Annotated in this window: 17 protein-coding genes, 2 pseudogenes and 1 other annotated feature; of the genes and pseudogenes, 6 read left to right on the forward strand and 13 right to left on the reverse strand. The window is 52.0% G+C overall.

Annotated features, from left to right (window positions below; all coding sequences use genetic code 11):
• Nucleotides 1-71 precede the first annotated feature (71 nt).
• The 6 genes from yeiB to SYMBAF_RS08720 form a co-directional block, all read right to left on the reverse strand.
• Nucleotides 72-1,244, reverse strand: coding sequence for a DUF418 domain-containing protein YeiB (yeiB, locus tag SYMBAF_RS08695; RefSeq protein WP_040264993.1), 1,173 nt, complete (start codon nucleotides 1,242-1,244; stop codon nucleotides 72-74).
• Between the two features lie 82 nt (nucleotides 1,245-1,326).
• Nucleotides 1,327-1,995 (reverse strand): GTP cyclohydrolase I FolE, encoded by a 669-nt coding sequence (gene folE / locus SYMBAF_RS08700; protein ID WP_040264992.1) that lies wholly within the window; start codon nucleotides 1,993-1,995, stop codon nucleotides 1,327-1,329.
• A gap of 183 nt (nucleotides 1,996-2,178) precedes the next feature.
• Nucleotides 2,179-3,087, reverse strand: coding sequence for a glutathione ABC transporter permease GsiD (gsiD, locus tag SYMBAF_RS08705; protein ID WP_173424340.1), 909 nt, complete (start codon nucleotides 3,085-3,087; stop codon nucleotides 2,179-2,181).
• A gap of 9 nt (nucleotides 3,088-3,096) precedes the next feature.
• Nucleotides 3,097-4,017, reverse strand: a complete 921-nt coding sequence (gsiC, locus tag SYMBAF_RS08710; RefSeq protein ID WP_040264991.1) for a glutathione ABC transporter permease GsiC — start codon at nucleotides 4,015-4,017, stop codon at nucleotides 3,097-3,099.
• A 59-nt stretch (nucleotides 4,018-4,076) separates the two neighbouring features.
• On the reverse strand, nucleotides 4,077-5,609 hold the full coding sequence (gene gsiB, locus SYMBAF_RS08715; protein ID WP_040264990.1) for a glutathione ABC transporter substrate-binding protein GsiB: 1,533 nt from the start codon (nucleotides 5,607-5,609) through the stop codon (nucleotides 4,077-4,079).
• Between the two features lie 22 nt (nucleotides 5,610-5,631).
• Nucleotides 5,632-7,515: a dipeptide ABC transporter ATP-binding protein gene (locus tag SYMBAF_RS08720; protein ID WP_040265120.1), complete on the reverse strand. Its 1,884-nt coding sequence runs from the start codon at nucleotides 7,513-7,515 to the stop codon at nucleotides 5,632-5,634.
• Between the two features lie 405 nt (nucleotides 7,516-7,920).
• Here SYMBAF_RS08720 and moeA point away from each other — a divergent pair, with 405 nt between their 5' ends.
• Both moeA and moeB read left to right on the forward strand, forming a co-directional pair.
• Nucleotides 7,921-9,159, forward strand: a complete 1,239-nt coding sequence (gene moeA, locus SYMBAF_RS08725) for a molybdopterin molybdotransferase MoeA (RefSeq protein ID WP_040264989.1) — start codon at nucleotides 7,921-7,923, stop codon at nucleotides 9,157-9,159.
• Nucleotides 9,160-9,161: 2 nt separating this feature from the next.
• Nucleotides 9,162-9,917 carry a molybdopterin-synthase adenylyltransferase MoeB gene (gene moeB / locus SYMBAF_RS08730; protein ID WP_040264988.1) on the forward strand — a complete coding sequence of 252 codons (756 nt, stop codon included), beginning with the start codon at nucleotides 9,162-9,164 and terminating at the stop codon, nucleotides 9,915-9,917.
• 50 nt (nucleotides 9,918-9,967) lie between these two features.
• Here moeB and SYMBAF_RS08735 read toward each other — a convergent pair whose 3' ends face one another.
• Nucleotides 9,968-11,560, reverse strand: a complete 1,593-nt coding sequence (locus SYMBAF_RS08735; protein ID WP_082026917.1) for an ABC-F family ATPase — start codon at nucleotides 11,558-11,560, stop codon at nucleotides 9,968-9,970.
• Nucleotides 11,561-12,161: 601 nt separating this feature from the next.
• On the opposite strand from SYMBAF_RS08735, the gene SYMBAF_RS08740 reads away from it, so the two are divergent.
• Complete coding sequence (locus SYMBAF_RS08740; protein WP_040264986.1) at nucleotides 12,162-13,739, forward strand: malate:quinone oxidoreductase; 1,578 nt, start codon at nucleotides 12,162-12,164, stop codon at nucleotides 13,737-13,739.
• Nucleotides 13,740-13,890: 151 nt separating this feature from the next.
• A pseudogene (locus SYMBAF_RS08745) lies at nucleotides 13,891-14,119 on the forward strand (transposase); the annotation flags it as partial.
• On the opposite strand, the pseudogene SYMBAF_RS18420 reads toward SYMBAF_RS08745, so the two are convergent.
• The 6 genes and pseudogenes from SYMBAF_RS18420 to SYMBAF_RS08775 form a co-directional block, all read right to left on the reverse strand.
• Nucleotides 14,116-14,244, reverse strand: a pseudogene (locus SYMBAF_RS18420) (IS3 family transposase); the annotation flags it as partial. The pseudogenes SYMBAF_RS08745 and SYMBAF_RS18420 overlap by 4 nt on opposite strands.
• Nucleotides 14,245-14,328: 84 nt before the next feature.
• Nucleotides 14,329-14,434, reverse strand: a sequence feature (AL1L pseudoknot).
• A complete protein-coding gene (locus SYMBAF_RS08755; protein WP_152609098.1) occupies nucleotides 14,419-14,685 on the reverse strand; it encodes a hypothetical protein in 267 nt (88 codons plus the stop codon). It overlaps the preceding feature by 16 nt.
• A 188-nt stretch (nucleotides 14,686-14,873) precedes the next feature.
• Complete coding sequence (locus tag SYMBAF_RS08760) at nucleotides 14,874-15,917, reverse strand: fimbrial protein (protein WP_040264984.1); 1,044 nt, start codon at nucleotides 15,915-15,917, stop codon at nucleotides 14,874-14,876.
• A 2-nt stretch (nucleotides 15,918-15,919) separates the two neighbouring features.
• Nucleotides 15,920-18,535, reverse strand: a complete 2,616-nt coding sequence (locus SYMBAF_RS08765; RefSeq protein ID WP_040264983.1) for a fimbria/pilus outer membrane usher protein — start codon at nucleotides 18,533-18,535, stop codon at nucleotides 15,920-15,922.
• Between the two features lie 26 nt (nucleotides 18,536-18,561).
• Nucleotides 18,562-19,245, reverse strand: a complete 684-nt coding sequence (locus SYMBAF_RS08770) for a fimbrial biogenesis chaperone (protein WP_040264982.1) — start codon at nucleotides 19,243-19,245, stop codon at nucleotides 18,562-18,564.
• A gap of 66 nt (nucleotides 19,246-19,311) precedes the next feature.
• Nucleotides 19,312-19,839, reverse strand: coding sequence for a fimbrial protein (locus SYMBAF_RS08775; RefSeq protein WP_040264981.1), 528 nt, complete (start codon nucleotides 19,837-19,839; stop codon nucleotides 19,312-19,314).
• 519 nt (nucleotides 19,840-20,358) lie between these two features.
• Between SYMBAF_RS08775 and SYMBAF_RS08780 the strand changes: the two genes are divergently transcribed.
• Both SYMBAF_RS08780 and SYMBAF_RS08785 read left to right on the forward strand, forming a co-directional pair.
• A complete protein-coding gene (locus SYMBAF_RS08780; protein ID WP_040264980.1) occupies nucleotides 20,359-21,075 on the forward strand; it encodes an EAL domain-containing protein in 717 nt (238 codons plus the stop codon).
• Nucleotides 21,076-21,096: 21 nt separating this feature from the next.
• Nucleotides 21,097-21,705: a helix-turn-helix transcriptional regulator gene (locus SYMBAF_RS08785; RefSeq protein ID WP_040264979.1), complete on the forward strand. Its 609-nt coding sequence runs from the start codon at nucleotides 21,097-21,099 to the stop codon at nucleotides 21,703-21,705.
• Nucleotides 21,706-22,265: the final 560 nt, after the last annotated feature.

A 22,265-nucleotide genomic window follows, 5' to 3' on the forward strand; every position in this document is an offset into this window, starting at 1 on the left:
GCAGCCATGCGGTGGAGGGGGTCTGCAAGGTAGAGAAATGCTTTTTAGCCTGTTTGTTCCAATGCCAAATCTCAGTGCTGATTTTTGGGTCTATTGTTGCTCGCAGCCCTCAGCGTCAAGCTGCGCCATAGCCATTCTGCCGGCCCTTGGGAGAAATAGCACAACCAGAGGTGTGAAAACAGCAGGTTAGCCAGCCATACCAGCGGTACAAACGCCAGCAGTTGCAACCGGTCGAACTGCTGATACAAAGCGAAGCGGTAAAACAATGTGGTGCAGATCAGCGTCTGCAAGAGATAGTTGCTCAGCGCCATGCGCCCAACCTGCGACAGCCAATGGACGATGCGCCAACGCGACAGCGTTGCCCAGTACCCGTAACACAGTGCCAGATAGCCCATCGCCTGCAACGGTGCGCTCAGTTCACGCGGCACTTGCAGTAAAAAGCCGCTCCAACGGTAACCCCAGTGCAGATGCCATTGCAGCGCCACTGCGGGCAATTGGATAACCAATGAAATCGCTATCAGCCACACGGCCTGCTGGCGATAGTCACCCGGTGAATAGCTGCCACGCAACCAGCCACTGCGCATCAACCCGGCACCAAATAACATCAACCCCGCCAGTTCCCAGCCGTATTGCACGCCGATGACCAACAGGCTGGAAGACAGCAGGTCGGCGCGATGACACCAGGCATCGAAACCGCCCCGCAGCTTCCAAATTTTTTCATACTGCAACTCAGCAACGCCGGGCTGCCAAAAGTCCCCTGGTTCGCCGGGTGAAATAAAGCCCAACACGAGCAGCACCCCCACACCGCACAGGTACAGCACCATGCCGGTTTTCAGCAGTTGGGCTGACTCTTTAGCATCACGGATCATACGCCAGCACAGCAGGCCAATCAGGCCGTAAGCCAGCAAGATATCGCCATCCCACAGTAAGATCGCATGGCCGAGACCAAACAGTACCAGCCACGACAGCCGTGCGCGTATCCAGTTTTTGCCGCGCCGCAACAGCATCTGTAGCCCAGCACCGAACAACAGCGCAAACATGGCCAGGAATTTGGCCTGGGCGAAAATATCCAGTAGCGCCCAGCTCCAAGCATCACGCGATGAAGGCATCCCCAGATAGGCCGGGTTCAAGTAGGCCGCCTTAGGCAGACCAAACGCGCAGATATTCAGCAATAAGATACCGAAAATGGCGATACCACGTACACAGTCCAGCGTGGCGATACGGGGCAATGTGTCACTGTTCATTTCTATGCCGCTGTATTTCAATCATTAAAAAGGCACCGAGAGGTGCCTGTAGGCTAGGCGCTAAGCCCCGCTCAATAATCCATTACTTTTGGCAATAACGCACCGCACGCAGGAACTCCTGACGCGTATTCTGGCTGGATTTAAACAGCCCGCCTAGCGCGGTGGTAGCCGTCGCACTGGTGGCGTCACGGATGCCGCGAGCCTTAACACAATAATGGACTGCATCAATAGATACCGCGACGTTATTAGTACCCAGCAGGGTCTGCAAAGCCACCAGGATTTGCTGGGTCAGACGTTCCTGCACCTGTGGACGCTGGGAAAAGAACCGAACAATGCGGTTGATTTTCGACAGACCGATCACCGCGTCTTTCGGGATATAGGCCACCGTTGCCTTGCCATCGATAGTGATAAAGTGGTGCTCACAAGTGCTGGTCAGCGTAATGTCGCGCACCGTCACCATTTCGTCCACCTGCATCTTGTTCTCAATAACGGTGATTTTTGGGAAATTGGCGTAATCCAGGCCGGAAAAAATCTCATCGACGTACATTTTAGCAATGCGGTGTGGCGTTTCTGCCAGGCTGTCATCAGACAGATCGAGATTGAGCAGTTGCATGATTTCCGTCATGTGCTCTTTAATCCGGCGTTTACGCGTTTCGCGATCCAACACATCCCCCCACAACGGGGTTTCCAAGCCACAGGCTTCCAGCGCTGCATGAACCAGCGCAGCTTCTTTACTGAGTCGTGATGTCATTTATATTCTCCAACGAACCTCACCCCGCCGATGCCCCTATTGCAGCACGGTAAGCGGATGGCTGACTTTCCTAGTGGCAGAGTTCCGGTAGCTGATACGTAACCCGGTCAAAATTTCGTTCCACTGTAGAGGAGCGTGTGGTGATTATCCAGTCATTGTGTTGCCTCTTCGCTCGATACTCCTTTACCCACGCAGTTTCGGAACTAACGCATCCCGCAGTCCATCGCCCAACAGATTGAATGCCAGCACGCTGATAAATATCGCCAGGATGGGGAAAACCGCCACATGCGGCGCAATCACCATATCGGCCCGTGCCTCGTTGAGCATCGCCCCCCACTCCGGCGTTGGCGGCTGCGCGCCAAGGCCAAGGAACGATAGGCTGGCAGCGGTAATGATCGAGGTGCCAATGCGCAGGGTGAAATACACCACCAGCGACGAAAGGGTACCCGGCAAAATATGCCGCAGAATGATAGCCCAGTCCGAAGCACCGATGCTGCGCGCCGACTCAATATAAGTCAAATGTTTCAGTACCAGCGTATTGCCGCGCACCAACCGAGCGAAAGCCGGTATGCTGAAAACCGCCACCGCGACGATCACATTGGCCATGCCGCTGCCCATGAGCGCCACTACGCCGATCGCCAGCAGAATACCGGGAAAGGCAAATAGCACATCGCACACACGCATAGTGAGACGATCCCACCACCCTTCATAGTAGCCAGCCAGCAACCCCAGCAAGGTGCCGATTAACCCACCCACCAGTACCGAGAACACTCCCGCCGCCAACGAGATGCTGGCCCCCATCAGGATGCGGCTGAAGATGTCGCGTCCAAGCGAATCCACGCCCATCCAGTGCACTCGCGAAGGGCCATCGTTCAGCCGATCATAATCGACATAGTTCTCGGCATCAAAAGGGGCCAGATACGGAGCCAGCAGCGCGGCCAGCAGCAGCACCACCACCACCAGCCCGGCGACTATCGCCACGCGTTGCTGCTGGAAACGCCGCCAGAACTCTTGCCACGGCGTGCGCAGCGCATTGGGTTCAAGGATCGGCATCGCCTTCAGTGCCGCGTTGCGCCGCCAATGTTTAATCATGTTGCCCCCTCATTGGTAGCGTATTGTTGGGTTAACCGCCGCATACAGCATATCCACCAGCAGATTGATCAAAATGAACTCCAGCGAAAACAGTAACACTTCAGCCTGGATCACTGGGTAATCACGCATCCCCACTGCATCGACCAGCAACCGACCCAGCCCTGGCCAATTGAACACTTTCTCCACCACGATCGAACCGCCGAGTAAGAAGCCGAACTGCAACCCCATCATGGTCACTAGCGGGATCATCGCGTTGCGCAGCCCGTGTTTCACCACCACCAGGCTCTCCGGTACACCTTTGGCGCGCGCAGTGCGTATATAGTCTTCCTGCAACACTTCCACCAACGAGGCGCGGGTGAAGCGTGCCATCACCGCCGCCACTGCGGCCCCCAAGGTGATAGACGGCAGGATGTAGTGCCGCCAACTGTCGGCACCGACCGTCGGCAACCAGCCGAGATTGACCGAAAACACCTGCATCAACAGCATTCCGAGTGCAAAAGCTGGGAATGAAATCCCCGATATTGCCAACATCATGCCGAGGTGGTCTGGCCAGCGATTGCGCCATACCGCCGAAACCATACCAACCGCCAGACCCAATATCACTGCCCACAGCATGCTGGTGATCGTCAGCCAAAAGGTCGGCATAAAACGCGAGGCGATTTCTTCACTCACCGGGCGTTTTGACACCATCGAAGTACCGAAATCCCCCCGTAGCACGTTAACAAAAAAGTGCATGAACTGCTGCGGCAACGGTTTGTCCAGCCCCAGATCGTGGCGCACCAACTGCACCACGGTTTCATCGGCCTCTGGCCCTGCAGCCAGCCGCGCCGGATCACCGGGCATCATATGTACAAACAGAAATACCAGTACCGCCACCATCAGCAGCGTTGGGATCAACCCCAGCAGTCGTTTCAGAAAATAATCAAGCATTTCAGGTCGATCCCTTTCATCCCTCTCGCCCCACGCAGGAAGCAGGAGGCGGCAATACTTTATTGGAGGTCGGCATGATCAAAGTTAAACGACATGTCAGGCATCACATAGAAACCGCTCAGTTGTTTGCTGCTAGCCGACAGCAGGCGTTCAGTCGTCAGGAAAATCCATGGCGCATCAGCCCAGATGCGATCCTGTGCATCCTGGTAAAACTTTTGCTTCTCGGCGCGATCGGTGGTGGCCAATGCAGCGCTCAAATCATCATCCACCTGCGGGTTGCTATAAAACGCGGTGTTGAATTGCTTCGGCGGAGCAGCCTGGCTGGCGAACAGCGGCGACAGCGCCCAATCTGCCTCGCCAGTCGATGCCGACCAGCCGGTATAGAACATGCGTACACCGGTATCCTTCACCCCGACGCTTTCCACTTGAGCCGCGCGTTGCCCGGCGTCCATCGCGGTCACCGTCACTTTCACCCCTACCTGCGCCAGTTGCTGCTGAACGAACTGCAACACTTTCTGCGCGGTGCTGTGGTTATGGGAAGACCACAAGGGGGAGGTGAAACCGTTCGGGTAGCCCGCCTCTTTCAGCAACTCGCGTGCCTTGGCAGGATCATACGGCCATGGCTGGTAGCGAGCAGCAAAGTCGATCGTTGGCGGCACCGGCCCTTCCGCCGGCACCGCATAGCCAGAAAACGCCACCTTGATCAGCGCGGTCTTATTGATGGCATAATTCAGTGCCTGCCGCACCTTCAGGTTATCAAACGGCTTCTGGGTGACATTCAAGCTGATATAGCGCTGCTGGATCGACGATGCTGTCATCACATCAAGCTTGGAGTTGCCGGCCAGCACCTTAGCCTGCTCGTAGGGGATCGGGAAGGCGAAAGTCGCCTCACCGGTCTGTAACATCGCAGCACGGGTATTACTGTCGACCACCGGCCGCCAAGTGATGCTACTGAGCTTCGGCAACCCTGGCCTCCAGTAGCCATCGAATTTTTTCACCTTAACGAATTCAGTCTGATTCCAGGTGACGAACTGATACGGCCCAGTGCCGACCGGGTGGAAGCCGATATCCTTGCGGTACTGCGCCAGCGCCGCTGGCGAGATGATCGCCGCCGCCGGGTGCGCCAGATTGTTGATAAACGCTGAGAACGGGGCCTTCAACATGATTTTCACCCTGTTAGCGTCCACCACCTCGGTTTTATCGATCATCTTAAACAGGTTATAGCGTTTGAGGTGGTTGTCTGGGTTGCTGGCACGATCAAGGTTGATTTTCACCGCCTCGGCATTGAGCTGGGTGCCGTCATGGAACTTGACGCCCGGATGCAGCTTGACGGTGTAGGTAAGGCCGTCCTTACTAACCTCGTAGCTGTCCGCCAGCACGTTCACCCGCTTCATGTCTTTGTCAAAACCGAACAGTCCCTGATAAAGCGACTTGGCGACTGCCTGCGACAGAGTATCGTTGGCATCATAGGGATCGAGCGTGGTGAAGTTGGAGGCCACAGCGATGACTACATCCTTTGCCGCCCAGACCGAACCGGTTCCTGCCAGCAGTACGGCGGCCACTAGCGCATTACGTTTGATTGTGTGCTTCATGTCGCTTTTCTCTCCAGATGTTTTAAAAGGCACCCGCAATCGGATGACAGGCAACAAAATGCCCAGGGCCAACCTGTACTAGCGGTGCGGTAACCGGTTCATCGCCCAGCGTACGGATCGAGCTGGGCATGTCATCCACCCGCAGCGGCTGGCGTTGGTAGACGTGGTTAGGATCGGCAACCGGCACCGCCGCCATCAGCTTGCGGGTGTAAGCATGCTGCGGGTGGTCAAACACCGCCTGCCGTGGGCCAATTTCCACAATCTGCCCAAGGTACATCACCGCCACGCGATGGCTGATGCGCTCCACCACCGCCATATCATGCGAGATAAACAGGAAAGCAATGCCGAACTCACGTTGCAAATCGAGCAACAGATTAATAATCTGCGCTTGGATCGACACATCAAGTGCTGATACTGCTTCATCAGCGATCACCACCTTTGGGTTCAGCGCCAGTGCGCGCGCAATACAAATGCGCTGGCGCTGGCCACCGGAAAATTCATGCGGATAGCGGCGCGCATGCTCTGGCAACAGCCCGACCCGCTCCAGTAACCAGGCTACTCGCCGCTGCGCCTTTTTGCCACGCATCACGTTATGTACCAACAGTGGTTCCATAATGGAAAAACCGACCGTCAGACGCGGATCGAGCGCCGCATAGGGATCTTGGAAGATAATCTGGATGTCACGCCTCAGGTGCTGCAACGCCGAACCATGCAGCGGATTGATCTGACGGCCATCGAAGGTGAGGGTTCCGCGCTGGCTATCCACCAACTTCAGCAGCGCACGCCCGGTAGTGGATTTGCCGCAGCCAGATTCGCCCACCAGCCCCAGCGTTTCACCGGGGTAGAGATCGAAGCTGACATTTTCCACCGCGTGCACCTGACGGGTGACACAGTTCAGAATGCCGCTGCGCAGATCGAAGCGCGTGACCAAATGTTCCACTCGTAAGATCGGCGGGGCGTTGGCCGGCACGGTATCCTGCGGCACGCCGTTTTCGCCGCCGTCCGGCAAGGGAAATTTGGCCGGAAAGCGTTGATCTGCCATCGCCCCCAACCTCGGCACCGCCGCCAGCAGCGCTTGGGTGTAAGGATGTTGCGGCGCGGCGAACAGCTTGTGTACGGTGTTCTGTTCTACCTGTTCTCCACGACACATCACCAGCACCCGATCGGCGATTTCCGCCACCACCCCCATATCATGGCTGATGAAGATCACTGCCATCTGCATTTCCTGGCGCAGCATGCGTATCAGTTGCAGGATCTGCGCTTGAATGGTGACGTCCAGCGCAGTGGTCGGTTCGTCAGCAATCAGCAGCGATGGCTTGCAGGACAGCGCCATGGCGATCATCACCCGCTGGCGCATACCGCCAGACAACTGATATGGGTAGCGGCCAAGCACGGCTTGGGCCTGCGGGATGCGAACCAGATCAAGCATACGCAGGGCCTCCAGCCTGGCACTACGGTGATCCATGCCCTGATGCAACCGCAACGACTCGGCGATTTGTTCCCCTACGGGAAATACCGGGTTGAGCGAGGTCATTGGCTCCTGAAAGATCATCGCCATATCGGCACCACGCACTTTGCGCAGTGTGTTTTGGGACGTATGCATCAGATCAAGCAGTTCGCCGTTGCGGCGGCAAAATGGCATGCTGCCGCTAACGATGCAGCCGCCGCCTTGTTCAACCAACCGCATCAGCGCCAACGAGGTCACCGACTTACCAGAACCGGATTCACCGACAATCGCCAGCGTTTCGCCACGATTGACCTCAAAGGACAGGTTACGCACCGCCTCGACAGTGCCGCCCTGCTGATAAAAGTTGACGCTCAGATCGCGCACCGTCAACACGCGCTGCGCTGGCAACGGCAACCCAGAGTTGGCCGTGGGTTGAAGGGTACCTACGCCATGGTGCATGGTAATCACTGGTTTACTCATTGGCCTGATACCCTGTGTTAATCTCAGCAAGCCGTTATTATTTGGCATTTTTAGGCTATATATTCAGCCCGACATTTCTAGTAATGCATCAAATCAACGCCCAGCGTTTAGCCTAATCCGCTTAGACTCTTTTTGCACACTTAAATAGCGTAGTGGAATAAATCTAGAGGAGAGCTTACTGCACGGAAATAATCGCGAGGTTTTTTGTTAATAATACAACGTGGATGAGCGCGATCCTTGCTAACCTTGTGACCAACGCTTTCCTCGCCTAAAAACTCATTTCTGTCCATGAGGTTGCCTGCTATTTTACTTCAGCATAGCATCCTTCATAATAACTTTACCTTGCCGAGAATCTCGCGCCCCCCTGATCACGGAGTGTCTTTTATGGATCATTGCTCTACTTCTGACCTTATCTCGCTGGAGCAGGCGCTGGATAACATGCTCAGCCAGCTTTCCCCCCTGCAACAGACCGAATCCATCACCCTGACCGCCGCCGCTGGCCGCATTACCGCCACGCCAGTGATTTCCCCGATCGACGTACCGCCGTTTGACAATGCGGCAATGGACGGTTACGCGGTGCGCATCGCTGAGCTGCCCGCCAACGCGCCGCTGCCGGTCTCCGGCAAAGCTTTTGCCGGCGTAGCGTTCAACGGTGAATGGTCAGCCAACAGTTGCATACGCATCATGACCGGTGCCCCTATTCCAGCCGGTGCCGATGCGGTGATCATGCAGGAACAGGCTGAGGTGAACGAGCAAGGGGTACGCTTCAATGCTGTGGTGCACGCCGGACAACATATCCGGCTGGCGGGTGAAGACATTCGCCAGGGCGCAGAGGTGCTCCCAGCCGGCGTTATGCTGGGAGCAACACAGTTGCCGCTGCTGGCCTCACTCGGCGTTGCCAAAGTGCAGGTGATACGCAAACTGAAGGTGGCGATCTTCTCCACTGGTGACGAGTTACAGCCGATCGGCCAGCCGCTACAACCCGACCAAATCTATGATACCAACCGTTTTGCCGTGCACCTGATGCTATCGCAACTGGGTTGCGAGGTGATCGACCTGGGCATCATCCGCGACACCCCCAACGCGTTGCGCGCCGCTTTCCAACAAGCCGACAGCCAGGCTGATGTGGTGATCAGTAGCGGTGGCGTGTCAGTAGGAGAAGCCGATTACACCCAGCAGATACTGGACGAGTTGGGCCAAGTCAACTTTGGGAAGTTGGCGATCAAACCCGGTAAGCCTTTCGCCTTCGGCAAATTAAGCAAGGCCTGGTTTTGCGGCCTACCGGGCAACCCGGTTTCTGCCGTGCTGACGTTCTATCAGTTGGTGCAGCCGCTGCTGGCCAAACTCGCTGGTCACAGTGGTTGGCATTTACCGCCACGCCTAACTGCACGGGCGTTAACCCCATTGAAGAAAACGCCCGGCCGCCTCGACTTCCAACGCGGTGTATTCAGCAGTAACGCCCAGGGTGAACTGGAAGTCAGCACCACCGGTCATCAGGGTTCGCATGTGTTCAGTTCTTACAGCCAAGGCAACTGCTTTATCGTGCTAGAGCGCGAACGTGGTTCGGTCGCTGTGGGTGAAAGGGTCAAGATTGAACCGTTCAATGCCCTGCTGAGGAGTTAAGTATGTCGGCGGAATTAACCGATGCTGAAACCTTGCGTTATAATCGTCAGATTGTGCTGCGCGGCTTTGGCTTAGAGGGTCAGGAGAAGCTGAAAGCCTCGCGGGTGCTGATCGTCGGGCTGGGTGGCCTAGGCTGTACTGCCGCGCTCTACCTGGCGGCGGCGGGGGTAGGCCATCTGGTTCTGGTCGATTTCGACAGTATTACGCTCTCTAATTTACAACGTCAAATCCTGCACCGTGACGAGCGCATCGGTATGCCCAAGGTTGAATCGGCGCAGCTAGAGCTGAGCGCCATCAACCCACATATTCGCATCGATGCCATCAATGACCAACTGGACGATAAACACATGGCGGCGCACATCGCCGCCTGCGATCTGCTGCTGGACTGCTCCGACAACGTGGCAACGCGTGACCGACTGAACCGTTTGTGTCATGCACAGCGCAAAGCGCTGGTCTCCGGTGCGGCGATCCGCCTGGAAGGCCAGCTCAGCGTGTTCACTTATCAGCCGGGGGAGCCATGTTATCGTTGCCTGAGCCGGCTGTTCGGTGAAAATGCCCTGACCTGCGTCGAGTCCGGCGTCATAGCACCGCTGGTCGGCACTATCGGCAGTTTGCAAGCGATGGAGGCCATCAAGCTGCTGACGAACTACGGCCACACGCTGGCCGGAAAGCTGCTGATACTCGACGCCATGACCATGCAATTTTGCGAAATGACACTGCTAAAACACCCGCAATGTGAGGTATGTAGCAGGAATTAACAGAGGCAAACAGAGCGGGGCATTCCCGCTCTATTATTTTATCGCACAGGCTACTGGATACCTTGGCTGCGTAGATAATCTTCATAGTTGCCGGTAAAATCGATCACCTTGTTCGGTGTCATTTCCAGTATGCGCGTGGCCAGCGAACTGACGAATTCACGGTCGTGGGAAACGAAGATCAGCGTACCTTCGTACATTTCCAACGCCATGTTCAACGACTCAATGGATTCCATATCCAGGTGGTTGGTTGGTTCATCCATAACCAAAATGTTAGGACGCTGCATCATCAGCTTACCGAATAGCATACGCCCCTTTTCACCACCGGACAGTACCTTTACTTTCTTCTTGATATCGTCTTGGCTGAACAGTAAACGCCCCAGCACGCTGCGTACCGCCTGCTCGTCGTCCTTTTCCTGCTTCCACTGGCTCATCCATTCGAACACTGTCAGGGTGTCATCGAACTCGTATTCATGATCCTGCGCATAGTAACCGATCTTGGCATTTTCAGACCATTTCACCGTGCCGCTGTCCGGCTGCGCGTCACCCACGAATGTTTTCAACAGAGTGGATTTACCAATACCGTTCGGGCCTAGCACCGCTACTTTTTCACCCACTTCAACCATCAAATTGAGCTTGCTAAACAGCGGGCCGTTATCAAAGCCCTTGCTCAGCGCTTCCACTTCCAACGCATTACGGAACAATTTTTTGTCCTGTTCGAAACGGATGAACGGGCTCTGACGGCTGGAAACCTTTACCTCTGCCAGTTGGATCTTGTCGATCTGACGGGCGCGCGAGGTTGCCTGCTTAGACTTGGAGGCGTTAGCGCTAAAGCGGCTCACGAACGATTGCAATTCGTTAATCTGCGCTTTTTTCTTGGCGTTATCGGCCATCAGACGCTCACGCGCCTGGGTGGCGGCGGTCATGTACTCGTCATAGTTGCCCGGATACACGCGCAGCTCGCCGTAGTCCAAATCCGCCATGTGGGTACACACCATGTTCAGGAAGTGGCGATCGTGCGAAATAATGATCATGGTGCTGTTACGCTCGTTTAGCACCTGCTCTAACCAGCGAATGGTATCGATATCCAGGTTGTTGGTCGGTTCGTCGAGCAGCAGGATTTCCGGATCGGAGAACAACGCTTGCGCCAGCAATACGCGCAGCTTGAAGCCTGGTGCGATTTCGCTCATCGGGCCGTAGTGCTGTTCAACCGGGATCCCCACGCCGAGCAGCAATTCACCGGCGCGCGCTTCAGCGGTATAACCGTCCATCTCACCGTAAGCCACTTCCAGATCGGCGACTTTATAGCCGTCTTCTTCGCTCATTTCGGCCAAGCCGTAGATGCGGTCACGCTCTTCCTTCACCGCCCATAATGCGTTGTGCCCCATGATCACCGTATCCAGCACGCTGTACTGCTCAAAGGCAAACTGATCCTGACGCAGTTTCCCCAGACGTTCATTGGGATCGAGGAACACGTTGCCGCCGCTTGGCACCAAGTCACCGCCGAGGATTTTCATAAAGGTGGACTTGCCACACCCATTAGCGCCGATCAAACCGTAACGGTTACCGCCACCGAATTTGACGGTGATATTTTCAAACAATGGCTTACTGCCAAATTGCATCGTGATGTTGTTACTTAATAGCAAAGGATTTACCCTTCTAGAAATGTGATTTTGGACACATTATGCCACAATGTGACAGCAGGATCGTCTACAGTTATCCCATCATACTTCAAGCTTCCTGTGCGTTAGCCTGCTTCGCTCACCCCAGTCACTGAGAACCTATCCCAGTAGACGTACCGCGTACAGGAAGTCTGTGAGGAGGGGGAGCACTGCCCAGGTACAAAATGGCAAATAAAATAGCCTAATGGGATAAATTCTTATATCACGCTGGCATGGGCAGGGAACGGCTTGCACCACTCATTTGTCGCTCTCGGGCCTAACATCGTGAGCATCCTCAGCCCCGGCTTATTGCCCTAAACAGGGATTTGTTATTGGATTTGATTTTTTTAGTTACAAAAGTGGTTTTTAACATTAATTGCAACCAATAATATCCTGACAGTCGCCATGAGCCGATCAATGTGTATTCAGGCAACCGATGATAACTCACTTTTCGTTAAAGCTTTATTAACAAAAGGGAGTGGGTTGCCACTCATGGTTGGTTCTCTTCATCAACTTTACCTGGGGTACACCCAATAAATTCTTTTACTTGCAAGTAAAAGAATTTATACACAAGAGACTTTATTTAATGAGAAAATTACTCGTTCTGATCTTCTGTCTAAACCTGTTTGGCGTCACGCAACAGGTTGCAGCGGAAGAGAATAAAACCGTCGATGTTGTGTTAATCGGTGGCGGCATCATGAGCGCCACCTTGGGTACCTACTTGCATGAGTTGGAACCGACCTGGACTATTAACATGTATGAACGTTTGAATGGCGTGGCGGAAGAAAGCTCCAACGGCTGGAATAACGCCGGTACCGGGCACTCTGCATTCTGTGAAATGAATTATACCCCGGAAAAAGCCGATGGCACCATCGATATCAGTAAAGCCATTGGCATTAACGAATCTTTCGAAATCTCTCGCCAGTTTTGGTCTTATCAGGTGAAAAATAACGTCCTGAAAGATCCAAAATCCTTTATTAATAATGTGCCGCACATGAGCTTTGTCTGGGGTGACGACAATGTCAATTACCTACGCAAACGCTACGCAGCGCTGCAACACAGCACCTTGTTCCGAGGTATGGAATACTCAGAAGACACCAACCAGATCAAACAGTGGGTGCCGCTGGTGATGGATGGCCGCGACGCGGCACAAAAAGTTGCCGCCACTCGTATGCCGTTGGGTACCGATGTCAACTTCGGTGTGATCACCCATCAGTTGGTTGCTGCACTGAGCCAGAGCGACAAGTTCACATTAAACCTAAAGCACGAAGTCCGCGATATCAAACGCAATGCTGACAACACCTGGCGCGTAACTGTGGCCGATCTGAGCCACGACGGTAAAGCCACCACCGTTAATGCCAAGTTCGTCTTTATCGGTGCTGGTGGGGCTGCGCTAACGCTGCTGCAAAAATCTGGCATTCCAGAAGCAGACGGCTACGGCGGTTTCCCCGTCGGCGGTCAGTTCCTGGTAGCCACCAACCCTGAAGTGGCCAATCAGCACCTGGCTAAAGTTTACGGCTTGGCCAGCGTAGGTTCACCGCCGATGTCGGTGCCACATTTAGATACCCGCATGCTGGATGGCAAACGCGTGCTGCTGTTTGGGCCTTTCGCCACCTCCTCCAGCAAATTCCTGAAAAATGGCTCCATATTCGATCTGCTGCACTCCTTGAACACCTCAAACATAATCCCGATGATCCACGTTGGCCTGGATAATTTCGATCTAGTGAAATATTTGGTTGGCCAACTGATGATGAACGACGATGATCGCTTAGCGACACTACAAGAGTACTATCCACAAGCCAACAAGCAAGACTGGACGCTGTGGACCGCAGACCAGCGTGTGCAGATCATCAAGAAAGACGCTAATAAAGGCGGTGTGCTACAGTTTGGCACTGAAGTCGTCAGTGCTGAAGACGGCAGTATCGCTGCTCTGCTTGGTGCCTCGCCGGGCGCATCAACCGCAGCGCCAATCATGCTGCACCTAATGGAGAAAGTGTTTAAAGATAAGGTAGCAACGCCGCAATGGCAGAGTAAACTGGAAGAGATCATCCCGTCTTATGGCAAAAAGCTGAACGGCGACGTTGAAATGACCAACAAAATCCGTAGCTATACCAGCAGTGTGCTGGGTCTGAACTACATTGAAGTAGAGCCAGAAGCGAACTAATCCTGGTCACCTTCTGCTGCAAAGGCCGCTCGCTTGTCGTGCGGCTTTTTGTTTCAATGGCCCCATAGAGTAGGAGGCGAAGCCTGTACATAAATTTGTGTAATTACCTGATTTTGATATGTTCAACCCAGCATCAAATGAAAGTTAATTTATGGGCGAAAAACAGATGCAGGCTCTGGCTAATGAACTGGCCAAAAATATCAAACCTCCTGAGGATCTCAACTCGTTCGATCGCTTACTGAAAAAATCAGCCCAAATCCGCAGCCAATACCCGTAACGGCTATGCAGCAAAGCGCGTAAGCACCAGTGATGGCACACTGGAACTGCGTACTCCCCGCGATCGCGACAGCTCCTTTGAACCACTGCGGGTAAAGAAAAGCCCCATGATTTTCATCAGGCGTTCAACGGTACATCGTGCAACACTGAAGTCCTCACGGAGTCACTGACGCCAGACTTTTCGTGCCCCATAGACGCGGTAATTTTCTTCGTAAACGCGTTTTATCTCCTGGCTGATTTGACCATCACGCTTTTCTCGTTGACAACATTTTTCAGGATGCAGCCGGCGTTGCTGATGCCAGTAATATGTCGACGGGGCAATATCCAGCTCGCGACATACCGGCCCGACCCCGTGTGTGCCACTCAGGCGCTGCATAAGTGGCATTATTTTTTCCAGTGGCGGTCAAGCAAAATAAGCGGAGGCCTGGCGCAATATGTCATTGCTGCGGCGCAGTTCCCGATTCTCACGTTCCAGCTCTCTTAAAGGTTGGCGTTTATCGCTAGTAAGTCCCCCATCATCAGAACTTATGGGGGACACATCACCACGAACGTCAGTTCTGTGCTGCCGCAACCAGGCCTGAAGGATATCGTAATGGCAACCAATTTTTGATGAGATGGCACAAATGGCACCCGGCTCAGAGTCATATTCACCACGATGTTCAAGAATCATGCTGACGGCAGGTTCACATCACTCTAGCGGATAACGGTTTGCTGATTTTGATTTCATTTAGGATCTCCTTTCACTGCGAGTTTAGTCTCCAAGAAACCCGGTGCGGTTCAGTTAGACTCCATACATGGCGCACATAAAAAAGCGTCCAATGACGTTCATTGGGCGCTAGAAGGGAGTGCTAACCGAGACTACTTGAAGGTCACGTCGATATTCGCCGAGGCAGTGAAGGGGCCAACCTTTGGATCATTGCTTAGCCACTGCAAGCTGGCGATAAAGTTTTTCTCAACACGGGTGCCATCGATCAGACCCAGATCTACCGGGGTGTTCATCATGATCGGTGTCTCCGGCGTTTCCTCCTGCGAGATATAAATACCGAAGCCGCTGTCGCGGGTCGGCAGGATCACACTGTTGTCCTGAACCGGGTAGGTGGAACTGAAGCTAGCCTGTAGCGTTTCACCCTGGCAATCCTGGCCGCTCTCAGGGCCAGACATGTTAGCAGCAATAGAGAATGGCATCTGTTTTTCAATCTTACCCACTACCGCTTTCAGTTGCGGAATAGCGCCAAAATCCACACTGGCCCCCCCATTGGCCATCACAGTAATTGTCGGGTTACAGGAAATAAACTGAATATTGCCCAGCCCAGAAATATAGGCGTTAAAATTACTATTCGGCTTAGTGTTCAAGCCCAATACGCCATCGACCTGAAAAACCGAATACGCATTGTTGTCTTCGATCTTACCGCCCGGTGGCGGCGGGTTGCCAGTGGCCTTGATATAAACGGCGTAGGAGACTGTCACCGACAGCGACTGTGCTGGCGGCTGGCATTTGCCTTGGCTGTCGCGGTTGCACGCAGTGCCAGGGCCTACGCTCTGTTTCAGCCCCTTGACCGGTTTGATATCCACGCTGTTATAGGTCACGCCGACTTCGAGCGAATTGTGGATCTTCCCCATACGCGCCTCGGGATCCCAATGCAAAAAGGCATCTTCCCCTTGAGGGTGATTCCGATCATCTACACACTGAAATGTCGAGGTATAAGTCTGCGAACGCCAGAGCAACGTACCGGGCTTGGTGTTGGCAGTGGAGACCTTGATCGGCTTATCCAGCACGATGTCCTGGCGGATGTTGCCACTCTGTTTGCACGACAGCGCGTAACTGTTCTGCGAGACAGCCCCCAGCGTGACGAGCAGCCCAGTCGCTAGCCCCAAGTGTTTATATTTTGACAAAGATGACATGTTTATTCCTTGTGCGGTTTTCCGCAGCTCAATGACAGTTCCTGATAGCCCATCAACTGTTTGGTGGCAGGTTGCAGATCTGGCACCAACAGCGAGCAGCTTTCGCCGATATCACTGCCCCATTTCACCAACAGACGATCCCCTGCCAAGACACCGGAAATATAAATATCGCCATTGGTACCCACGATACCGTTATTTTTACCATCGGCGTTAAATACGTTAGCACCGATCGGCGGCACACTACCGTCTGCCATTTTGCTGTGTACCAGCAGGCTCTGGCCAGTATGGGTCTCAAACTTCACGCGGGCGATCGCGCCGTAAGTCGGCACTACATCTCTTGCCGCCATCGGGATATCCAGGCCGTTGCCGATATCCTCGGTGCGCAGCGCCACCCGATTATGGCGGTAAGGCGAAGCGGAGGTCATCACCGCATAGCCGAAGCGGTCGATGGCTACCCCCGGCTGATTTTCCAAGCGAACCCCTTTGGCGTCCTTGGCTTCTACCAACACAAAGCTATTCTGCAACGGCTGGGTCAAGGTCACGCCGCCAGCGTGAGCCACGATGCCCCCCGCTACCCTCAGTGAAGACTGCTGGTAACCGTTGCTGTAGCTGTAACCGGCATTGACTGTACCTATGCTGCTCTGGTAGCCGATATTGGCAGAAGTTATCTGGCCGGAGTGGCGATCGTGCCCGCTCTGCACTGAATAATTCAACCGATTATCGTCCAGCGCAGTACCGTTCAAGCCAGCACTATAGGTGTTGCCGCTCTGTTTGCTGTGGCCAGCATTGAAGCTGGCGCTCATATCAGACGAATCCTTGCTGAAGAAACTGAACGGGATCGATACGATCAAGTTGACGCTGTGATCCTCGTAACCGTAGTTACTGCGGTTGTCCTGATAGAACACACCATAGCTGATATTTTTATAACTGCTGTTAAAACCAACCTGCACCGAGCGATCCTCGCCAGAGCCGCCCCAGTAGGACTGATTACTGAGGTTGGCGTACAACGTTGAACTGCCAGCGATACGTTGGTTGACAGACAGCTCCACACGCTGGCGTTTGTTTCTAAAGCGGTGAGTATAATAGGTACGACGACGTGACTCAGCCCAATCTGGTACGCCCAGATTGCGGTCAGTTTCGTCGTAATAACTATTATGGTAATAGCCATCTTCATAGCGATCGCGCTCGGCCACGGCATCAGTGAAATCGTAATAACCTGAAGTCGAATAACGGTAGCCGGCGATCTGGAATTCAGTACCCCAGTCGTTAAGCGATTTGGAATACAGGAAGCGGAAACTTTCTCCCTGTTTGTCGTCACCATTGACCAAATGGGTGTCAGAATACGACATATCAAAGGAGAGTGCTCCCCAGTTGCCAAGGTTTTTACCCAACCCTACCACCGCCGAACGGTAGTTTTCCGCCACCAGCCCCCCCCCATAGGGAGTGACGTCAAACGTCATACCGTGCGATAAGGTGCCCTGCATAAACTTTGGCTGATAACGGCTGCTGCCATCATGGTATTTACCGACAGTCAACTGATAGTTCCATAGCCCTTCACGCAGCATATTCGGCACCGAAGAGAACGGCACGACGAAGCTACTGATCGCCCCGTTAGCCTCGATCACCATGACGTCCAGGTTACCGCTCAAGGTGCTAGGGAAAATATCCGTCAGCGCAAATGGGCCAGGTGGCACATTGGTACTATATATTGTGTAACCATTCTGGCGGATCTCAACGCGGGCATTGCTCGATGCCACGCCACGTACCACCGGCGCATAACCGCGTTGGCTTTCAGGCAGCATGTCGTTGGAGCTTGATAGCTGCACGCCACGAAACTGAATGCTGTCAAATACCTCCTTGTGGGTGCTGGACTGGCCGATCACCAAACGGCTACGCAGGGGAACGATGTCGGTTTCCGCCCAACTGGAAATATTGTTCCAGTGCGCTCTTACGCCAGATTGCTGGTTCATCGCGGAGTTATTGCGTAAACGCCAATCGCCCAGATTCAGACCACTGTTCAAGCCCAGGAAGTAATAATCAGCGGTTTTACCATTCTGAGTGTTGCTGTAACGGTTATGATTGCCGCTGAAATTGTAATTGACAAAGCCCGCATTGATGCCGCGATCATAGACCTTTGGCGGGATAGCGCCCTGCGGACGCGGCACTAAAAAAACCTGTGGCACATCCAGATCTATCCGCTGGATAGCGGCATCATAGCTCAACTTGGCACCTGATATTTGTTGCGACAACGCGTAACACTGCGTCATAGTCAAGTCGTCCGGCAGCTTAACCCCATAATCCTGATAATCTTGCGCCATCAGGCAAGGAACCACGGGTGTATCTTTGGCTACTTTTTTAAATTCAATATCGCGGTGGTCAATGCGCTGCCCATTCAGATAAATATCAAACGGATATTTACCCGGCAGAATATCATCGCCACTATCCAGGGCGGTTACCTGAGCAACGTTATCATCACCATGGATGAAAGAGGTATTGAACTGCTCCTCCGCCATGGCCAAATGAGAGAATGAAAATGGCACAGCAGAAAAATAGATTATACCATTAATAAGCCTGGCCAAATAACCTGGTGTGGAGGTTGTTATTTTTTTACGTGCCATTTTTATCATCCCTTAAAATGTTTCAATCAATGTATAGCAATATTTTTAATTTCCGTGTAACCACCGTAGTCATTGATATAAGTGAATGACATATTATTGGCCGACTGCGCGCCCTGAGGCAGAGACACCCGCAGACTATCGTGCGGCTTAACCATATCAGCATTCACTGTCCAGCTTTTGCCGCCGCTTTTCAGCATTAGCTTACCCAAGGTGACATGCAGTGGCCCCTCATTGGTTACCAGCAAATTGCCGCCTTGATGCTGCCACTTCAACGCTTCCGCCTGCTGTTGCAGATTGGTCTTTAGCGAATCCGGGCGGTAAAGCAATTTTATGCGAGTACGGATCGCCACCTGCAATACGTTCTCCTGCTTAGGTGTCGGTGGTATTTCCTGTACGTTGACCCAAAATAGAGATTCTTTGTCCTGGGGTAACCCGCTGCCCGAATAGATAAAACGCAAAATAGCCTCTTTTTTGGTCGCCAGTTTTAAAATCGGTGGCGTCACGACGATCGGCAAATTTTTCGGCATCTGGCTGGCATCCCCCGTGTCCAGCCAAGTTTGCACCATGTAGGTGTCGTCGCTGTCATTGCTGATTGAAAGCGATGCTGATTTACTTGTGCTATTATAAATTACACGCGTTGCATTGACCTGAATACCGGCAAAAGCATGAATGGAAAACGCGAATAAAATATAAGAAAGAAACTTTTTCATCGGGATATCTCAACTCTCAGAATTTAGCCGTCCTTGGCTAATAACGCTCGCTATACTACACAAAAATTATTTGTATGCGATGGTGAAGGTAGCGTTAGAGTTTGCCTGACCAGCAGTGATCTGGTTCTGGTAAGATTTATAACGAGCGCGCAGGTTGAACGTCGCAGTGCCGGGCTTGTCACCGCCGCTGGTAACAGTCACCTCAGCTGGCCCCGTCACTTCCTGAGAGATTGGCAGAGTTTCGCCTTTGTTATTCAGGATTTCAACGCCAACACCAACAGCGCCACCAGTCACAGCCAACAGGTCTGGGTGGCCAGCCGGGGTGTTGCCATCAAAACGCAGGGTGTAGTTACCTTCGTCACATTTTTCCAGGCTAATATCAAACGCTTTATCGCCACTGGCAGAACCAGCAGTTGGGAATGCGGTAGTAGGGTATTTACCCAGGAAAACTTCTTTACTTTGGTCTTTATCAACAATCTTACAGGTAGACTGTACAATTTCGCCGGTGAATTTTACGTTACCATTGGCGGCCATTGCGTTGCAGGCAACAGCAGACAATACCAGTGTAGCCACAGGCAATAATAATTTTTTCATTTTCATCTCCGTAGAAAAATATAAAAAAATAAAAGAATCAATTCAATGACGGGCTTATATATCCGAAACTGAATATACACATGTCGATAGCATTCCTTGCTGATAAAGAGGGTGCAGCCTTGATGAATCCATTTCGCAACGTAATATTAGGACACGACGATTCTTATTGATAAATCGTTTATAACATTTATAACCCTTCTCTTGATAGATATAAACTATCAAAAAACACCTATAGATCAATATTGACGATTCATGTGAATGAGAATAGTCTGTGTATAAAAGTTCATATAGCGATTAATTTGTCATTAAGGCGAGAAAATCAGGATATCATACCGGTAATTTACTTTTTGTTACATTTAGAAGCATTTTAACTTGAGAAATTAATGCACATCGCATGTGCCTGTTAGCAGCACCTGGTCATCCGGCTGCTATGAATAGGAAAATCACCTATTCATAGCAGGTTTATTATTTTTTTAAATTTAAATCAACAATTTAAATACAAATCTAAGGTTTGTAAAAATGGGTGGTTTCTTCAGAGAAAAAAATAACGGTATCAATTATGTCTTTCAGCCTATGTTCGCGAAATCTGGACAATTGCTGGCCGTTGAGTGCTTATCTCGCTTCACTTTCAATAGTGAATATGCTCATTTTTCTCCCGAACAGTTCTTTCGATATGCCGATAGTGAAACCCGAGTTGAGATTCTGTTAGATCAGGTCAACCTGATAGAAAAATATAAATATTGGTTTCATAAAAATCAGGTAATAGCCACGCTGAACGTGGACGATGACTCTTTGCGAGAGTTGGCCAACAGCCGCTTTGCCGAAAAAATTAATGCCATGCACTGTATCCATTTCGAAATCAGTGAGAACGCAACCCGGCTGACGGAACAGTACATTCACAGCGTTCCTACACTGGATCATTATTCATTTTGGCTCGATGATTTTGGAACGGGTTATGCAGGCTTTTCCGCCCTCTATAACAGCCCGTTCCGCTTTGTTAAGCTCGACCGATTTTTATTATGGGAATTAATGAAAAAATCCGGTGGTGAAAGTTTAATGCACGCCTTGTTACATTTCTTTTACCTTAATCATTACAAAGTAATCATCGAAGGAATTGAAACTCTCGAACATAAAAAATGGCTGGACGAAATGCCCTATTACGCACTGCAAGGAAAACTGTGGAAAGAATCCAGCATTACGGATTTGAATTCCCTACTTGCAGCTAAATATTTTTAACTCAGTATGGTGTTTTCCATTATGTCTAAAAACAATATTTTGGTCATTAGTGAGTGTAAGTACAGTAATATCGGCATGTCGAGGCTGCTGAAGGAACATTATGGTGCTTACAATATTCGGCTATTTTCCGATTTTAAGCAGGGGGGGGCAAAAGCGGAAAGAATCATCAAGCACGATATTGCCCTGATCTTCACTTCACATAATCTGGAACAAAGCGTCAACGTAATTGAAAGTCTAGTGCTCTTGCATCAACAATACAGCGCTAAGACGCGTATTCTGGTGTTTTATGATGATGAGCGTGTAGTAAAACTATTGTCGATAATGGGTATTTCTGTTGAGTTGGTATCAAGCCGTATCTCACTTTATTCGCTGCAAGAAAAAATACAGCGACTACTGGAAAGCTATGAACCTGGTGGGATCAAAGTGCAAAAAACTCGTGAACTAAGCCCGGCAGAGAGCGACGTTCTCTTTAACTTGCTGCGTGGTGATAGCCTACTGCACATCGCGGAAAAACGTGGCACACACCCCAAAACTATCTTCTCGCAGAAATACAGCGCGATGAGAAAGCTGCGGCTTAACAGCATGAGCACCATTTTTGTCGCTGGTAAGCAACCGCTACGCAGTATATAGCTAATGCAATGGCCTACAACACAAGGGCGCAGTCTAGTGAACTGCGCCCCCGACAGACGCGAAGTGTAGAGGATCAGTGATCCCTTACAGGGGAAGGATAAAAACTAAACGCTAAAGCTTAAAGGCGTTGTCAACACGCAACCCACTTTTCGTAGTAGTTGTTGTTGTAAGAGCAGGTTGTCGCCTTGGTCATACAGCGGAGCCAGCAGATCAAACTGCGATTTTTTCAGCGTGAAGTGTTTATCCGAACACGGGCGGTGACGCAGCAACCCAGCCACTGTTACAACTGACCACCGGCGATAGCGCTGGCTCAGCGTGTCACTGCACCTTCGGCAAAGATTTAATAAATTAAAATGATCGACCAATGAAAATTAATTTAATTTACAAATAATTAATAAGATAATTATAACGATTACTGCTCAACAGCAAGCGGATTGTACGTTGCAGATGGTTACCGCCCATCTTTCGCCATAGCGCTAAAGAAGCAGAAGAAGGGAAAGCAAGCCAAAAACCGCCCGGAATGAAGTGAACCCCGAAAGTTGGACATCCAACGATTAAGG

Source organism: Serratia symbiotica (genome assembly GCF_000821185.2).
In the GTDB taxonomy this organism is placed as follows: Bacteria; Pseudomonadota; Gammaproteobacteria; order Enterobacterales; family Enterobacteriaceae; genus Serratia; species Serratia symbiotica.

Coding starts and splice junctions, on each gene's coding strand:
- yeiB (WP_040264993.1), bottom strand. CDS start 1,244: ATGAACAGTGACACATTGCCCCGTATCGCCACGCTGGACTGTGTACGT.
- folE (WP_040264992.1), bottom strand. CDS start 1,995: ATGACATCACGACTCAGTAAAGAAGCTGCGCTGGTTCATGCAGCGCTG.
- gsiD (WP_173424340.1), bottom strand. CDS start 3,087: ATGATTAAACATTGGCGGCGCAACGCGGCACTGAAGGCGATGCCGATC.
- gsiC (WP_040264991.1), bottom strand. CDS start 4,017: ATGCTTGATTATTTTCTGAAACGACTGCTGGGGTTGATCCCAACGCTG.
- gsiB (WP_040264990.1), bottom strand. CDS start 5,609: ATGAAGCACACAATCAAACGTAATGCGCTAGTGGCCGCCGTACTGCTG.
- SYMBAF_RS08720 (WP_040265120.1), bottom strand. CDS start 7,515: ATGCACCATGGCGTAGGTACCCTTCAACCCACGGCCAACTCTGGGTTG.
- moeA (WP_040264989.1), top strand. CDS start 7,921: ATGGATCATTGCTCTACTTCTGACCTTATCTCGCTGGAGCAGGCGCTG.
- moeB (WP_040264988.1), top strand. CDS start 9,162: ATGTCGGCGGAATTAACCGATGCTGAAACCTTGCGTTATAATCGTCAG.
- SYMBAF_RS08740 (WP_040264986.1), top strand. CDS start 12,162: ATGAGAAAATTACTCGTTCTGATCTTCTGTCTAAACCTGTTTGGCGTC.
- SYMBAF_RS08755 (WP_152609098.1), bottom strand. CDS start 14,685: ATGATTCTTGAACATCGTGGTGAATATGACTCTGAGCCGGGTGCCATT.
- SYMBAF_RS08760 (WP_040264984.1), bottom strand. CDS start 15,917: ATGTCATCTTTGTCAAAATATAAACACTTGGGGCTAGCGACTGGGCTG.
- SYMBAF_RS08765 (WP_040264983.1), bottom strand. CDS start 18,535: ATGGCACGTAAAAAAATAACAACCTCCACACCAGGTTATTTGGCCAGG.
- SYMBAF_RS08770 (WP_040264982.1), bottom strand. CDS start 19,245: ATGAAAAAGTTTCTTTCTTATATTTTATTCGCGTTTTCCATTCATGCT.
- SYMBAF_RS08775 (WP_040264981.1), bottom strand. CDS start 19,839: ATGAAAAAATTATTATTGCCTGTGGCTACACTGGTATTGTCTGCTGTT.
- SYMBAF_RS08780 (WP_040264980.1), top strand. CDS start 20,359: ATGGGTGGTTTCTTCAGAGAAAAAAATAACGGTATCAATTATGTCTTT.
- SYMBAF_RS08785 (WP_040264979.1), top strand. CDS start 21,097: ATGTCTAAAAACAATATTTTGGTCATTAGTGAGTGTAAGTACAGTAAT.